At 65.3% G+C, this 15,025-nt stretch carries 18 protein-coding genes; 7 read left to right on the top strand and 11 right to left on the bottom strand.

Annotation, left to right across the window (positions count from 1 at the left end):
• A partial coding sequence (locus JHD07_RS12865; protein ID WP_291622589.1) for a class II aldolase/adducin family protein occupies window positions 1-350 on the top strand: 350 nt, incomplete at its 5' end.
• A gap of 131 nt (window positions 351-481) precedes the next feature.
• Here JHD07_RS12865 and JHD07_RS12860 read toward each other — a convergent pair.
• Complete coding sequence (locus tag JHD07_RS12860; RefSeq protein WP_291622588.1) at window positions 482-1,711, bottom strand: lytic murein transglycosylase; 1,230 nt, start codon at window positions 1,709-1,711, stop codon at window positions 482-484.
• 166 nt (window positions 1,712-1,877) lie between these two features.
• Here JHD07_RS12860 and JHD07_RS12855 point away from each other — a divergent pair, with 166 nt between their 5' ends.
• A complete protein-coding gene (locus JHD07_RS12855; RefSeq protein ID WP_291622585.1) occupies window positions 1,878-2,129 on the top strand; it encodes a hypothetical protein in 252 nt (83 codons plus the stop codon).
• Window positions 2,130-2,173: 44 nt separating this feature from the next.
• Here JHD07_RS12855 and JHD07_RS12850 read toward each other — a convergent pair whose 3' ends face one another.
• Window positions 2,174-2,656, bottom strand: coding sequence for a MarR family transcriptional regulator (locus JHD07_RS12850; protein ID WP_291622597.1), 483 nt, complete (start codon window positions 2,654-2,656; stop codon window positions 2,174-2,176).
• A gap of 102 nt (window positions 2,657-2,758) precedes the next feature.
• On the opposite strand from JHD07_RS12850, the gene JHD07_RS12845 reads away from it, so the two are divergent.
• Complete coding sequence (locus JHD07_RS12845; RefSeq protein WP_291622583.1) at window positions 2,759-3,238, top strand: carboxymuconolactone decarboxylase family protein; 480 nt, start codon at window positions 2,759-2,761, stop codon at window positions 3,236-3,238.
• A gap of 19 nt (window positions 3,239-3,257) precedes the next feature.
• Window positions 3,258-3,761 carry a cupin domain-containing protein gene (locus JHD07_RS12840; RefSeq protein WP_291622581.1) on the top strand — a complete coding sequence of 168 codons (504 nt, stop codon included), beginning with the start codon at window positions 3,258-3,260 and terminating at the stop codon, window positions 3,759-3,761.
• 29 nt (window positions 3,762-3,790) lie between these two features.
• On the opposite strand, the gene JHD07_RS12835 is transcribed toward JHD07_RS12840, so the two are convergent.
• The 3 genes from JHD07_RS12835 to efp form a co-directional block, all read right to left on the bottom strand.
• Complete coding sequence (locus JHD07_RS12835) at window positions 3,791-4,777, bottom strand: DUF808 domain-containing protein (RefSeq protein WP_291622579.1); 987 nt, start codon at window positions 4,775-4,777, stop codon at window positions 3,791-3,793.
• An 80-nt stretch (window positions 4,778-4,857) separates the two neighbouring features.
• Window positions 4,858-6,423 (bottom strand): M23 family peptidase, encoded by a 1,566-nt coding sequence (locus tag JHD07_RS12830; protein WP_291622595.1) that lies wholly within the window; start codon window positions 6,421-6,423, stop codon window positions 4,858-4,860.
• Window positions 6,424-6,504: 81 nt separating this feature from the next.
• Complete coding sequence (gene efp / locus JHD07_RS12825; protein ID WP_028136595.1) at window positions 6,505-7,071, bottom strand: elongation factor P; 567 nt, start codon at window positions 7,069-7,071, stop codon at window positions 6,505-6,507.
• A 162-nt stretch (window positions 7,072-7,233) separates the two neighbouring features.
• Between efp and epmA the strand changes: the two genes are divergently transcribed.
• From epmA to JHD07_RS12810, 3 genes are read left to right on the top strand one after another with little or no spacing between them, the layout of a single operon-like run.
• Window positions 7,234-8,286, top strand: a complete 1,053-nt coding sequence (epmA, locus tag JHD07_RS12820) for an EF-P lysine aminoacylase EpmA (protein WP_291622593.1) — start codon at window positions 7,234-7,236, stop codon at window positions 8,284-8,286.
• Entirely contained in the window at window positions 8,283-9,377 is a 1,095-nt protein-coding gene (locus tag JHD07_RS12815; protein WP_291622574.1) for a lysine-2,3-aminomutase-like protein, read from the top strand. The genes epmA and JHD07_RS12815 overlap by 4 nt, the downstream gene beginning before the upstream one ends.
• Before the next feature lie 43 nt (window positions 9,378-9,420).
• Window positions 9,421-9,675, top strand: coding sequence for a hypothetical protein (locus JHD07_RS12810; RefSeq protein ID WP_291622572.1), 255 nt, complete (start codon window positions 9,421-9,423; stop codon window positions 9,673-9,675).
• Window positions 9,676-9,741: 66 nt separating this feature from the next.
• Here JHD07_RS12810 and JHD07_RS12805 read toward each other — a convergent pair whose 3' ends face one another.
• The 6 genes from JHD07_RS12805 to JHD07_RS12780 all read right to left on the bottom strand — a co-directional run bounded on the left by JHD07_RS12805 (window position 9,742) and on the right by JHD07_RS12780 (window position 14,889).
• Complete coding sequence (locus JHD07_RS12805) at window positions 9,742-10,827, bottom strand: 3-deoxy-7-phosphoheptulonate synthase (RefSeq protein WP_291622570.1); 1,086 nt, start codon at window positions 10,825-10,827, stop codon at window positions 9,742-9,744.
• A 236-nt stretch (window positions 10,828-11,063) separates the two neighbouring features.
• Window positions 11,064-11,642 (bottom strand): HdeD family acid-resistance protein, encoded by a 579-nt coding sequence (locus JHD07_RS12800; protein ID WP_291622568.1) that lies wholly within the window; start codon window positions 11,640-11,642, stop codon window positions 11,064-11,066.
• 87 nt (window positions 11,643-11,729) lie between these two features.
• Entirely contained in the window at window positions 11,730-12,770 is a 1,041-nt protein-coding gene (locus JHD07_RS12795; protein WP_291622566.1) for a PrsW family glutamic-type intramembrane protease, read from the bottom strand.
• A gap of 272 nt (window positions 12,771-13,042) precedes the next feature.
• Window positions 13,043-13,315 (bottom strand): hypothetical protein, encoded by a 273-nt coding sequence (locus tag JHD07_RS12790; protein WP_291622564.1) that lies wholly within the window; start codon window positions 13,313-13,315, stop codon window positions 13,043-13,045.
• Between the two features lie 99 nt (window positions 13,316-13,414).
• Window positions 13,415-14,041 carry a PilZ domain-containing protein gene (locus tag JHD07_RS12785; protein WP_291622563.1) on the bottom strand — a complete coding sequence of 209 codons (627 nt, stop codon included), beginning with the start codon at window positions 14,039-14,041 and terminating at the stop codon, window positions 13,415-13,417.
• A 182-nt stretch (window positions 14,042-14,223) separates the two neighbouring features.
• Window positions 14,224-14,889 (bottom strand): hypothetical protein, encoded by a 666-nt coding sequence (locus tag JHD07_RS12780; protein ID WP_291622561.1) that lies wholly within the window; start codon window positions 14,887-14,889, stop codon window positions 14,224-14,226.
• Window positions 14,890-15,025: the final 136 nt, after the last annotated feature.

Raw genomic sequence — 15,025 nt, 5'->3', positions numbered from 1 at the left:
GTCGCACTGCGGTCGACCGCGATTACAACGGCCTCGCGCTCGACAGCGGCGAGGGTGCGCGCATCGCTTCAAGCGTCGGCGATGCAGATATCGTCTTCATGAAGCATCACGGCGTCATGGTGCTAGCCCCGACCATCGCGGAAGCCTGGGACGATCTCTATTATCTCGAACGCGCCGCCGAAGTGCAGGTGCTGGCGATGTCGACCGGACGGAAGGTGTTGCCGGTGGATCCCGCCGTCGCGGCCGAAACCTACAGGCAGATGCGCGAAGGCGATACCGAATCCGCGCGGCTGCATCTGGCCGCGATCCGTCGGCAGCTCGATGCGGAGGAGCCGCAGTACCGGCATTGAGGCTCAGCCGTCATTCCGGGGCGCGCGAAGCGCGAGCCCGGAATCCATCGGACAGCAGGCGACGCGGCGGAATGGATTCCGGGCTCGCGCCAAGTGGCGCGCCCCGGAATGACGGCGGGAGGGGGCGTCCGTTACGACCCCTGCCGCAGCTTCGCCAGCACCTTCAGCCCGCCATACCCGTCCGCCGGCGTGATCCCGACCTTCTGCTGAAAGTCCTTGACCGCTTTCATGGTGTCGTTGCCAACGCGGCCGTCGGTGCCTCCGGTATCGAAGCCGGCCTTGGTCAGGCGGGTCTGCATTTCCTGCACCTCGGCCAGCGTCAACGCGCGTTCGGAGCCGGGGAATGGCTGGATGAAGGGCGGCGCGCCCAGGCAGCGGTCGCCGAGATGGCAGATCGCCAGCGCATAGTTCATGGAAGGGTTGTAGCTCTTCACCGAATAGAAGTTCGGTCCCAGCAGGAATGTCGGTCCGTCGGCAACCGGCGTCCACATTTGCGCGGATGCGTTCGGTTGCGGAAACGGCTGGCCGTCGGCGCGAGTAACGCCGGCTGCCTGCCACGCCGCATAGGTGCGGCTTCCGCCGACGTTGCCGGGCGCGCGCACCTCATAACCCCAATGTTCGCCGCGATGCCATTTGCCGCGATTGACGAGATATTTTGCAGTCGAGCCCAGCGCGTCGTCGGGCTTGCCGAACGGCGAGACCTTGCCGTCGCCGTCATAATCGATTCCGACATTGAGCCAGACCTCCGGCATCCATTGCGAATGCCCCATCGCGCCGGCCCAGGATCCCTGCATCTGCTCCGGCGTGCTCCAGCCCTTGTCGACGATGCGCAGGGCGTTGATCAACTCGGTCTCCCAATAGGCCTTGCGGCGCGGCTCGTTCCAGGCGAGCGCGGCGAGCGAGGGAAACACCGGCCTCATGTGGTTCTGCTGCACCAGGGGATCGCCATAGGCCGACTCGACGCCCCATAGCGCCAGCAACGTGCCGCGCTCGACGCCAAAATCACGCTCGATGCGGGCGAGCAAGGCCTCGTTGTTCTTCAGTGCAACCTTGCCGTTGATGATGCGCCAGTCCGAGACGCGCCGGTTGATGTACTGCCACACCTGCTCGCGGAATTCCGGCTGGTTGCGCATCTGCGCGAACACGCTCATGTCAGGCTCGACCCGGCCCATCGCGCGCTGCCATGTCGCAGCCGAAATACCCTTTGCCATCGCGCGCGCGCGGAAGGCTTCGCGCCATTCGTCGAAGCCCGGAGGCGCTGCGAGAGCGCGGGGCGGGAGCGCAAGCAAGGCGGCTGCACCGAGCGTCGACTGGAGCAGAGCGCGGCGCGTGGGACGGGGTGAGGAATCAGCGTTCTTCATGGGCACAGTCTAGCCGGAAACATGGCTTGTGTGAGTCGGTTCTGGGCCGGAAATGGCCGCGGATCTTGCCTGAGCGCGTCGCTGTTGCCAGCGGAACAAGTGTCGCACTCCGGCATTCCCTTCACACGGGAACGAGGCCTGCCTTCCATTTGAGAGACGTGGTGGAATGAAGATACGAACCCATGCGGAAAGCCATGTCGTCGAACTCGAGGACGGATCGCAATGGCAGATCTTTCCCGGCGATCTCGCTGCCACACTGAGCTGGAAGCCGGAAACCGATCTGCGTCTGGAGCAGAGCGCTGATCAGGTTAGTTCGCACGTGCTGGTGAACACGGCCGATCAAAGCCGCGTCCGGGTGATCGCGGCGGACGCGACTTGGCCCGATGGCGAGGTCGAGAAGGCGTTGCGGGGCGGATAGCGCGTGCGCTGCCGATAAGGGAGCCGACGGTGAATGCCGGTCGCCTAATCCTCCTGCAGGTCAGCCGCAATTCCCGCAAGCCAACGCCGTATCGCGACTTCCGTCCTTGAATCCAGATCCTGAGCGAGGCGCTTCTCCAATTCCAGCACGCGCTGCCGGCACGCCTTGAGCAGTGTCGCGCCGCGCGGCGTCAGCGTCCATTGCTGGATGCGGCCATGGACGGGATGCGGTGTCATCACGATCGCGCCGTCGCGTTCGAGATTGCGGATGATGACGCCGACGGTCTGGGGCGTCAGGAACGTGAGGCGGGCGACGTCGGCCCCCGACAGGCCAGGATAGGCCTTCAGCATCGTCAGCACCGCGAATTGCGGTGACGTCACGCCGAGATCGGCGAGCGTGCGCTCCATGGTCAGGCGAACCGCGGCGTGGGCCTGTCGCAAGAGATAGCCGAGATAGCCTTGCTCGCCGCGCTTGCCCTCGCCGGCGGCGGGGACATGTACGGTGCCGCTATCGGCCGATGCGGGCATCTTGCGAGCGGCTTGCGGCTTTGCGTTGACGGTAGGCTTGCGTGACATATAAGAACTCTTATAAGATGTATGCCTTCTTACAATAACACAAGGTGAACGGCAATGTCACACGCCCGCAGCGAATACGAAGATTTCAAGCGGATCGCTCCGGATGCCTACGATCTGGTGCTGGCGCTCGGCCAGGTCGCGGGCAAGGCCGGTCTCGACAAGCAGCTTCTTGAGCTCGTCAAGCTGCGCGCCTCGCAGATCAATGGATGTGCCTTCTGCGTGCAACATCACGTTCTGCTGTCGGAACGGATCGGCGTCCCCGTCGACAAGCTGCACCTGGTCGCGGTCTGGCGCGAGGCCCCGATCTTCTCGGCGCGCGAGCGGGCCGCGCTGGCCTGGACAGAAGCCTTGACGCTGCTTCCCGATGGCGTCAGCGACGAGGTCTATTCGGAGGCAACGGGCGAATTCTCCGAAACCGAGCTGGCGTACCTGACCTCGGCGGTCGCCTCGATCAACGTCTGGAACCGGTTCGGTGCGGCCTATCGCTGGACGCCGGCCAAGCGGCCGGTCACGGCGAACGCTGCTGCGTCCTGATAGTCGCGGGGAGGTCAGCATGACAGCAATGAGCTTGGCCGTCGCACAGCGCCCGATGCCGTCGCGCTCGATGGCAGTCGCCATCGTCGCAGGACTCGCCTGTGCGCTTGCGATCGGCAAGGCGTTGCCGGTGACGTTCGACGCTGTCTCGGACGCGCTGGCCCCGCTTTGCGCCACGGCGGCGGAGGGCTCTCCGCTCGACAAGGTCGAGCCGATCGGCTCCTACGCGCTGCCGAACGTCCCGGGCAAGCGCGTGACCATCGTTCGCGTGTCCTACGGTCCCGGCGGGTTTTCGCGGCCGCATCGCCACGCGGGCTCCGTCACCGCCTACGTTACGAAGGGCGAGATCCGCTCGCAGCTCGGCGGCGGCCCGGTCGCGACGTTCGGCGTCGGCCAGTCCTTCTTCGAGCCGCCGGGCTCGACGCATCTGGTTTCGGCCAATGCCAGCATGACCGAGCCGGCGGAATTGATCGCGGTGTTCGTGGCCGATGAGGGCGCGCAGCTGACGACGTTCCTGGAGTAGGCCGCGATCGTCATCCGCGACGGCCGTGTTCAGGCCGATGGCGATCGCCGCAACAGTTTCCACGCCGGCGAGAGTCCGTATTCAACCAACGGAATGGCGATTGCGCCGACGAGCAGTCCAAGCACGCCCGAGATGGCTGCCTCGATCGACCACGAGATGATGCCGGCAGCGGCGGGAAGGAGGTGTGCGCCAGCCTCGGTTGCGGCATGGACCATGTGGCCGATCGCGGGCGGGCCGTACTTTTCGATGCCGTGCAGGATGATGCCGCCGCCGACCCAGATCATGGCGGCGGTGCCGATGGTGCTCAGCACCGTCAGGAAGATGGGCATGCCGCGAACGACCGCGCGTCCGAGCGCGCGGATCGCGCCGCCAACGACCGAGGCACTGTCATAGCGCGCAAGGGCCAGACCCATATCGTCCGCCTTTACGATCAGGGCCACCACGCCATAAACCCCGACGGTGATGCAGAGGCCGACCAGCGCCAGGACGAACGCCTGCGTCCAGATGCTGCCTGGCGGGAGGGCCGCCAGCGTGATCGCCATGATCTCGGCCGACAGGATAAAATCCGTCTTGATGGCGCTCGCGACTTTCTCGTCCTCAACCGAACGGGCATTAAGCGCGATCGGCTGGAGCTGCGCTTCGTGCTGGTGCGCATGATGCGGCAGCACGGCTTCGAGCACCTTTTCGGCCCCCTCATAGCAAAGGAAGGCTCCGCCCAGCATGAGCAGCGGCGTGACCGCGGCGGGCAGGAAGTAACCAAGCAGCAGGGCAACGGGTAGCAGGATCAGGAGCTTGTTGCGCAGCGATCCGACCGCAATCTTGCCGACGATCGGCAATTCGCGCTTCGATGCGAAGCCGATGACGTAGTTCGGCGTGACGGCCGCGTCGTCGATGACCACGCCGGCGGCCTTTGCGCCTGCTTTGGCGGCCTGGCTGGCCACGTCGTCGAGCGAGGCCGCTGCCACCTTTGCAATCGCTGCGATGTCGTCGAGAAGACCGATCAGTCCGACACTCATCAACCCTGTCCTTCTTCGTTTGGAGCCGGCGGAGTGCGACCAGATGCTCCTGCACGCTCCGGCAACGAACGAGCAAGCCGTCAGTTCTCGTCGTCACCCGGTCTCTTGCCCAGGTCCGGCTTGAGCACGTCTTCGGGCAGGGCGTGAGCCACCGGCTGGGCCGTGACTGCGACATCCGGGCCGACCTCGCGGCCGCGTGCGCGGATCAGGCGTTCATAGGCCGAGACCAGCGTGACGTAGGGGCTGACCCAGATCCAGCCGTCGCGGGTGAACACCTGGACGTCGAAATGCAGGTGCAGTGACGTTCCGGCGGGACGGTCGAGGTAGTTCGAGACCACGCCGATCTTCTCGCCCTCGGTGACGAGCCGGCCGTTGAGAACGCCATCGGCATTCATGGCGTGCGGGTTCATGTGCATGTAGCGAAAGCGGATGTGCTCGGTGCGGCTATTGACCTGAAGTGTCACCGCCTGGTCCTTGGCGCCGCGGATCACGATCGCGTCCCGCACGGCGACGACGGCGCGCTGCCTGGGATCGCAGGGCTCGCGGCCTTCACCGGGCGGCGGGCAGTCGGCGGCGCGGATGTCCTCGCCCTGATGGCCGTAGCCTCCGCCACATTGCCACACCTCGAAACTACGCGACTCGCAGAAATTGTCGCGCCAGGGATAGGCGGTCGGACCTTCGCTCTTGTCGCGCTTGCCGTATGATTGCGAGCGCACGAAAGCGGGCGCTTTCTCCAGGGGGAAGCGGATCTGCGCGTAGGCCATGGCGTCGGGGTGGCCGCCCTGCTTGCGGTAGCCGGTGTTCGGGATGATGTCGCCGCTCGGCCGGTAACTGAAATCCGGCGAACGAGCCGCGGGGCGATCGACGAGGTTGGAGGCAACATCCGTCAGCGGCCGCATGCGCTGGCCGCCCGCGACGCGCAGCGCCTTCAGGAAGCGCTCGGCAACCGGATAGGCCTCCTTGCAGGCGAGCCGCCGCGGCCTGGCGACGCTGTCGAGACATTGCACGGAGACCACATAGGCGGCGCCGAAGCGGGTGAAGGCGTAGCGCACATAGCCTTCCCGGATGAACCTGCGCAGATCCGGGTAGGTCGCTGCGAGTGGCCTGACCGGCTCGCCCTTGCCCCCGGCCGGATCGGCGATGTCGTAGATCAGCGCCGAACCCGTGATCTGCACCTCGACGGGCCTTGCGAACACCCGGCTTGGCATGCCCTCGCCGGCGCCGGGATCGAACGAGAAGGTCGCGCTGTAGCCGGCAGGGCCGGCATCGAAGATGTCGACAGGATTGAAGTCGGCCTGGTAGCGCGACAGCGCGAGCGTCGCCGGCGCGCCGCTGCGCTGCGCCTCGAGATACGCGGCGGCGTCGAACGGCAGCAGCACCGGAACGGGACTGCGGGTGATGCCGGTGAAGAAGCGCGAGGAGATCGCGTTGAGTTGCACCAGTGCGGGCATCGCGCGCGGATCGTGGCGCGGCACCGAACGACGGGGTGCGAAGATGAAATCGCCCGCAATCTGGGGACGGCTGTTGATCTCGCCACGGAGCTGGTCGAGCGCTGCGCGCCAGTCGACGCGCAGGGCTGTCAGCGAAGGGCTGCGGAATTCCTCGGCAGCCAGCGGTGCGGCAATGGAGAGCGACAGCGACGCCATGAGGAGCGAGACGAAGCGGAAACTGTGCCTGCCCACTGCCTCGCCCCCCGGCGGTACCTGTTCCGATCCTCGGTTGCTCGCTTAGTCCTTGGCGCGTTCGGAGTACGAGCCGTCTTCGGTCATCACCACGATGCGGGTGCCGACGGAGATGTGCGGCGGCACGGTGGTGCGCACGCCGTTGGACAGCACTGCGGGCTTGTAGGAGGAGGAGGCGGTCTGGCCCTTGGTCACGGGTTCGGTCTCGACCACTTCCAAGGTCACACGCTGCGGCAGCGCGATTGAGACCGGGTTGGTGTCGTGCATGGACAGCTTGACGGTCATGTCCGGTTGAAGATACGCGGCCGCGTCGCCGACGACGTCCTTGGAAACCTGGACCTGGTCGTAGGTCTCGGGGTTCATGAAGTGGTAGCCGTCCCCATCTTCGTACAGGAAGGTGTAGTTGCGCTCTTCGATAGTGGCCTTCTCGACCTGGTCGGTGGTCTTGTAGCGTTCGGAGATCTTTACCCCGTCCGAGATTCGGCGCATTTCGATCTGGCTGACCGGGGTGCCCTTGCCGGGATGGATGTTCTCGGCGCTGACGACGACATAAAGCTTGCCGTCTTGCTCGATCACGTTGCCCTTGCGAATAGAACTGGCGATGACTCTCAAAGCTGTATTTCCCGCTTACTTGGCCCGGCTGCGGCCAGGACGTGGTCAAATCGATGGGGGACTTGGGGCCTCAAATCGGACCTTGGCGCCCGTTTCGGGCCGCAACATACGCATTTTGTCGTTGAATGCCAGCCTTTTGCTGTCCCAAGGGGCGGTCGGTTAATGGCTGGGGACAAGCCGATCTCGCCATTCTGGTCGCCCGAGCGGCACCTCGACCGGCGGCCCTTCCTTACAGCGAGGGGGGCCATTACCGGGGCGTTACGCGGCTTTTTCGCCGAGCAGGGCTTCGTCGAGGTCGAAACCTCGGTTCTTCAGGTCTCCCCGGGCAACGAGACCCATCTGCATGCCCCCGGGACCGAGATCGTGCGGCCGGACGGCAGCCGTGCCAGGCGCTACCTGCGAACCTCCCCCGAATTTGCCTGCAAGAAGCTGCTGGCGGCGGGCGAGGAGCGGATTTTCGAGTTCGCCCGGGTGTTTCGGGATCGCGAGCGCGGCGACCTGCATCTGCCGGAATTCACCATGCTGGAGTGGTACCGGGCGCGCGCTCCCTATGACGCGATCATGGCCGATACGGTCGTGGTCATCGCCCGTGCGGCGCAGGCGACCGCAATCGGGACCTTCTCGTTCCGCGGCCGGACCGCCGATCCATTCGCCGAGCCGGAGCTCCTGACCGTCGCGGGCGCCTTCGAGCGCTTTGCCGGCATCGACCTGCTGTCGACAATTTCGGGCGGCGAGGGTAACCGTGCGGCGCTCGCCGCGGCGGCCGGCGGGAAGGTCCGGATCGCCGAGGACGACACCTGGTCGGACATCTTCAGCAAGGTCTTGGTCGAGCATGTCGAGCCGCATCTGGGGCAGGGGCGTTTGACCATTCTGTTCGAGTACCCATCTCCAGAGGCGGCGCTGGCGCGGGTCAAGGCGGACGATCCGCGGGTTGCGGAACGGTTCGAGGTCTATGCCTGTGGCGTCGAGTTGGCCAACGGCTTTGGTGAGCTCACCGACGCAGAGGAGCAGCGCAAGCGCTTCACGGAATCGATGGCGGAAAAGCAGCGCCGCTATGGCGCGGCCTATCCGCTCGATGAAGACTTCCTGGCCGCGGTTGCGGCAATGCCGGAGGCGAGTGGCGTTGCGCTCGGTTTCGACCGGCTGGTGATGCTGGCGAGCGGCGCAACGCGAATTGATCAGGTGGTGTGGACGCCGCCTCTGGATGAGAGATGACGAAGGCGAATCTTGCACGCACCCTGCGCGAGCCGGTCGAGCTCGTAGCCGAAGGCCTGGCGCCCGCGGCGGCGCTGCCCGCGCTCGAGCGGGTCGCCGCGCGTTATGCCGTTGCGATCACGCCTGATCTCGTCGAGCTGATCGACAAGACCGATCCGGATGATCCCATCGCGCGGCAGTTCGTTCCGGCCGCGGCCGAGCTGGAGGTGCAGCCGGGCGAGAATGCCGACCCGATCGGAGATCACCCGCACTCGCCGGTTCCCGGTATCGTGCATCGCTATCCCGATCGCGTGCTGTTCAAGCTCGTTCACGTCTGCGCGGTCTATTGCCGCTTCTGCTTCCGCCGCGAGATGGTCGGTCCCGGCAAGGACAACGCGCTGTCGGAGGCCGCTTATCGCGCGGCGATCGATTACATCCGGTCGCATCCCGAGATCTGGGAGGTCATCATGACCGGCGGCGATCCGCTGATGCTGTCGCCGCGACGGATGAGTGAGATCATGGCCGAGCTCGCGGCGATCGATCACGTCAAGATCATCCGTTTCCACACACGCGTCCCCGTGGCCGACCCCGCGCGCGTCAGCGCGGAGATGGTCGCGGCACTCAAGGTCGCGGGCGCGACCACTTGGGTTGCGCTGCACGCCAACCATGCGCGCGAACTGACTGGCGAGGCGCGCGCCGCTTGCGCGCGTCTCGTCGACGCCGGCATTCCAATGGTGAGCCAATCCGTGCTGTTGCGCGGCGTCAATGACAACATTGCCGCTTTGTCGGATTTGATGCGAGCTTTCGTCGAATGCCGAATCAAGCCCTATTACCTGCATCACGGCGATCTCGCGCCGGGCACCGTGCATTTGCGAACGACGCTGGCCGAGGGACAGGATTTGATGCGACAGTTGCGCGGCCGGGTATCTGGGTTGTGTCAGCCTGACTATGTCATCGATATTCCCGGCGGCGCCGGCAAGTCGCCGGTCGGGCCGAGCTACCTGCTGGCGCCGCAAAATATCGCGGCCGAAGCGGATGAAGCCGAAGCCGAAACGCGGTATCGTATCTTGGATTATTGCGGCGACGTTCATCTTTATCCGCCCGAGACCTGAGCGGGTATCGAGCGTGCGCCGCTCTGAGAATGGAGATAAGAAAATGAAGAAGATCATGTTGGCCGTATCGCTCGTGGTCTTGCTCGGCGGCCCGGCGGTGGCGCAGACCGGCGGCTCCAAGGGATCCACATCCGGTGGCGCGACCTCTGGGACGGTATTGCCGGCGCCTGTCGGTCACCGCCAGCCGCGTGCGGCCGACGTGCCGAGCGAGAGGAATTTGAGCAATCCGAACACGCCCGCGAACAAGGAAGACGCCGAGCTCGATCGCAAGATCAAGAGCATCTGCCGCGGCTGCTGAGCTACACTTCTCCCGGGGGGAGAAGTGAAGAGCGGAGCAGGCGACAGATGCTTCGCCTCGGGTGCCTCATGCGGATCGCTCGTGCCGCCCCGCGCGCCTTGTATTCCGTCGGATCTCGACGGCGTCGGCAAGCTGCTCGAGCACGGCTGCCGTTGTTGCCCAGTCGATGCAGCCATCGGTGATGCTCTGGCCGTAGGTGAGCGGCTTGCCCGGCGCCACGTCCTGACGGCCGGCGACGAGGTTGCTTTCGATCATCACGCCCATGATGCGGCTCTCGCCGCTTGAGATCTGACCGGCGATGTCGGTCACTACCAGTGGCTGGTTCTCCGGCTTCTTGCTCGAATTGGCGTGGCTCGCATCGACCATCACCAGCGGCGCGACGCCGGACTTGGTCAATTCGTTGCAGGCGGCGGCAACGCTTGCCGCGTCGTAGTTCGGCTCAGCTCCGCCGCGCAGGATGATGTGGCAGTCCTCATTGCCCGCGGTCGAGGCGATCGCCGAACGGCCGAGCTTCGTCACTGCCATGAAATGATGCGGATGCGAGGCCGACTTCACCGCGTCCGCAGCGATCCGCACGTTGCCGTCGGTACCGTTCTTGAAGCCGACCGGGCAGGACAGCCCCGAGGCCAGCTCGCGATGGATCTGGCTCTCGGTGGTACGCGCGCCGATCGCAGCCCAGGAGACGAGGTCGGCGATGTATTGCGGCGTCGTCATGTCCAGGAATTCGGTGCCCGCCGGAAGGCCGAGATTGTTCACGGCCGACAGCACGTTGCGCGCCAGCCTCAGGCCCTTGTTGATGTCGAAGCTGCCGTCGAGATCGGGGTCGTTGATCAGGCCCTTCCAGCCGACGGTGGTGCGCGGCTTCTCGAAATAGACCCGCATCACGATCTCGAGCTGGTCGGCAAGGTCTTCGCGCAGTTTCGCGAGACGCTCGGCGTAGTCGAGTGCGGCCTTGGTATCATGCACCGAGCAGGGGCCGACCACGACCAGAAGGCGGTCGTCCTGGCCGGTGAGGATGGCGTGGATGGCGTTACGCGCGGCCATCACCACGCGCGTCGCGGTGAGCGTGCGCGGGACTTCCCGCATCACGTCGTCCGGTGTGCTCAACTCTTTCAGTTCGCGGATACGAAGATCGTCGGTCGTGCTCAGCACGGCGGGCTCCTGTCTGTTTAGAACCTGCCGGCCAATAAAAAAGCCGCCAGGTCTGGCGGCTTGTTCGGACGTTTGCTGCAATGTTTTAGATTGAGCGCGATCCTCCGGCCGCCAGCGAGCTGTCGTAGCTAAAGTACCAAAAATAGCTGGTGGCGACGGTGATCATGGCAGGCCATATAGCCTGCCGCCGGCGGGTTGTCACCCCCCATGTGCGCAAGGGGGGCGGCAAGCGCGCCTCAAATGTCGTTCTTGCGTGCGGCCAAGGCCATTCCAATCAGGGAGGCGCCGCCGAACAGGAGGTTGATACCGACGAGCACGCCGATCGCCCATTCCGCCGAGCTCGGCAGCCCCGTGATCACCATGAACGAGATCGCGATGTCGACGAGGCCCGAGACCAGGAGCCACGACCAGCGCCCGCTGAGCTCCCGGCGATGCTCCAGCGCGTACATGATGGTGGTAACGCCCTCCGCGAGGAAATAGGCGCCGAGCACGATGGTCAGCGTCAGCACGGCCTGCATCGGCCGGGCCAACAGCAATATACCGGTGAGGACGGCCAGCGCGGCCGAGATCAGCGACCACCAGAAGCCTGGCGAGCTGCGCGCCCAGTAGGTCGCGATCAGTCCGCCGATACCGCCGATCAGGAACATCCAGCCCAGGAAGATCGTGGTCGCAAGGCTGGCGAGCGGCGGGAGGATCAGTGCGGCGATGCCGAGCACCGCAAGCAGGATGCCCTCGAACAGGAAGGCCTTCCAATGCGCCTTCACCGCCTGGTTCATTGCGGATTGCAGCCGTGAAAATTCCTCAGGCGACGTCATGATGGCCCCGATCTCGTGAGCAGCCCCTGCGACTCTCGAACATGGGGCTCAATCTAACGGGTGTGCACCGTTCTTGCCATCCCGCGCTTAGCCGCCGCCGGGCAAAGAAGAAAATCCATCCGAGGTGGTGCGGATGCGGTTGCGGCCGAGAATGTAGATTGCGGTTGTGGCGATCAGAAGCGCAAGGCCGAGCAGGATCGAGACGAAACCAATCGGGATCAAGGCCAGCGTCAGGTTGCGCTCGGGGTTGATCAGCCAGTGTCGGATGGAGGTGAGGACGAAAGCAAGCCCGACAAAGCCGATGCCGCCGCCGGCGAGCAGCAGCGCCCACATGCGGCGAAGCTGGCTGAGCCGCTCGCGTGCGACATCGGTCCGTGGCGCATGGTGGCGTGCGGCGCGCCGGACCAGGCGGATTGCCAAAGCAATCGAGCCGAAGCCGATCAAAAGGCTGGTGGCACCGAGCCACATCCGCAAGCTCGGATCGAGATCGGGCATGCGCTGAAGAGCGAGCAGCGGGAAGTCGAAGCCCGCATGCAACGCGAGCGGGGCGGCGAAGATCAGCAGCCGGCTGGACAAACGGGCCCAGTCGCGGTGGTGCCGGTTCGCACCGAGGGCCGTGCCGGCCCGCGCAATCGTCAGGTAAGCGCCGGCGATGATGCCGAGCGCGCCGTGGAACGGCACGGTCAGCACGCTGCGCAGCGCAGCCAGCGAGCGCCACATGTCGGCGTGCTGGACCAGATAGGCGAGGTTCTCGTAGGCGGCAAAGCCCAGGCCGACCGCGGCGCCATAGACCACGGTGTCCATCGGATTGGCGAAGGTCCGCCGCTTGGTCGAGGACACCAGCACGATGGCGATCACCTTGACGGCTTCCTCGGGCAGCGCGACGCCGAAGATCGAATGCATGGCCAGCTCCGCCCAGGGGTCGTCGGGTGCGGTGACCATCTTGGCGAAGGGCGCGCGGGCGAGACCGAGCAGCGAGATGCTGGCCGCCCCTAAGAGAAAGGCCGTCCAGACCTGGGCCGGCGGGCCGGGGCGCTCCTGGACGGCTATGACGAGCCAGAGCATCAGCAGCGCCGGGGCGATGGCAGCAGTTCCAAGGACGGTGGGGAGCGCTTCGATCAGGTACATTGGCGCCGAAAATAGGTTCCTTCGATCCGCATATCCACGCTCACCGATGCGACCATGTGTCATGCGCCTGCTGTCGGCTCTCTTAACGAGGGCGACAGCTTCCGTTCATCGGCCGCGCGGAGCGGAGACGTAGAATACAAGCGTGATCAATTGCATCACAACAAATGCTCGTCGTTCATGGTAGCTGCTGCCCGCCGGATATGGAGCCTGGATAGACGAGCCAGATCAAGGAACTACACGGGCTTCTTCGATCGGCAGTGCAGTGCTCGGGCTCAGTGCGGGGTGATGGGAGGCGCGGCGTCGGGGGCGACGTCGAAGGCGCCGAGATGGAATTCCTCGCCGATGGCCTCCTGCGACAGGGATTGCTGGGCCAGCAGCGTGAACGCAGCCTGCGGATGTCGCTTCCAGACCTCGAGGTCGCCCGCGGTGATGGTGAGCCAGCCAAAGGTGTACATGTAGCGTCCGGGCTCGGTGACCCGGCCGACCCTGTCCCAGGTGATCTTGCCAACCTTGACCGCATCAATCGTGAGCTTGTCGACTGCCATTCGGTCCCCCGATCGCAAGTCTGCAAATGAGGTCCGGCACGGGGCACAGACCTCAAAATGCTGATCCGGCATTGGGGCCGCGATAGGGCAGCCGGAGGGTCAGGCCGACTTCAACAGGGGCGAACGGACGATCAGGCGGACGAGGTCGTCCCGGTTCTGCCTCTCGGCGAACTTGACGGCAAAGCCCTGGTCGAACTTTCGGATCACCCGCCCAACGCAGGCACCGACCGCGAGCGGGGTTCCGACCGGCGGATCGTACTCGGACGATATCGCGACGCCGGCGGTGGACACGTCGATGATGAAGCAGGGATGGCTGCTGCCGTCCGCCAAGGTCACCACGGTATGCGAGACCTGCGGAACGAAACGCGCGTCACGCCGCAACTCCCGAATGCTGTCGTCCCTCTGCTTCTTCTCGAGCCAGGTCAGCTTCTCCGACATCCAGGCGCGACGCGCCCGCGTCATCTCGAGCTCCATCAGGAAGCCCGCCTTCAGCGTCGCGCTGATGGTGCACTGGAACTCGCCGAAATCCTGGAAGTAGGAGGTCACGCGCTCACCGATCTTGCCGACCACCGGCACGTCCACGATCATGCGGAAGGGCGAGACCCGCTTGGTCCGGCAGGCGAAGCTGCGGAGCCTGCCCTCGCAATCGTACCAGCGGGGCAGCGAGTAGCTGCCGTTCACGGCGACTTCTACTGCACGCTGCCTGAGGAACTCTGCGACAGACATGAACGCCAACCGGGGTCTGGGGTGATCTCCGTATTTCCACGGTACCGTTCAAAGTCTAAGCAAAGCATACCGCTGCTTAATAGGAGGGGTAAATTTCCGGTAAATACGCCGGGCGAAAATCGTGCGACAAGGCGCGGCGGATGGTCACGAGGTCGTCACCCCTCGGCTTCGGTCAGCGGCGTTCAATTCGCCCCGAGCAGCACGAGCAACGCCAGGGCGCCCCCGGCAATGGCAAGCTTGATCATCGTGCAGATCAGGCCGTCGGGGCTGATCGCAAGTCCGAACCAGGGACCAGCGCGCCGGATCATCGCCGCCGCCAGCGCATCGAAGATGCCGAGCGCAAGCGCTATGCCGGCGATCAACGACCATGAGGCGGCCGGCGGCATCCACGGCACGAGCCAGGACGGGACCTGGTCGCGCAAGGACACCAGCAGCGCGAGCCAGGCGAAGCAGAGCGCGAAGCCTTTGATGATATCAGGCCCGACCGCATCGGGGTCGAACCTGATCCCGAGGGCTCCCAGCGCGTTCTCGATGCGCGTGCCTTCGCTGAGGAAGAGAAATGCGCCGAGGTAGAGCGGAACGAGTGACTGGAGCAGCAGTGCGATGATGCCGAACAGGATTGCGTAGCCATAGGCATCGCCGAGAACGGCAAGACCAGGCGCGAGCCTCGGCCGGGCGGACGGCTGCGTAGCCGCAGCCTGGTGCTGCGGGACCGACCGGGCGCGCGCGATGTGCGCCAGCATCTCGGTCCGCCGGTTCGGGGCAGGGGAGACAGCACGATGCATCCAGAGCGGCGGCTGCGAGGCAGCGCCGGACGAGCCGTTCGGGATGGTCTCACGCTGCGCCATGGGCCTCTGCCGGTTCCGATCGGAGATTGGTCGGAGGTCGCAGGCAGGGAGGTTCATGCCGGGGCGGCGATTTCTGGCCCGTGGCGCTCCCTAGCGGAATCGAACCGCTCTCTCCACCGTGAAAGGGTGGCGTCCT

This window comes from Bradyrhizobium sp. (assembly GCF_016462955.1).
Lineage (GTDB): Bacteria > Pseudomonadota > Alphaproteobacteria > Rhizobiales > Xanthobacteraceae > Bradyrhizobium.
Note: the sequence above shows the minus strand (reverse complement) of the source record. Positions and strands in the feature narration are given on the sequence as shown.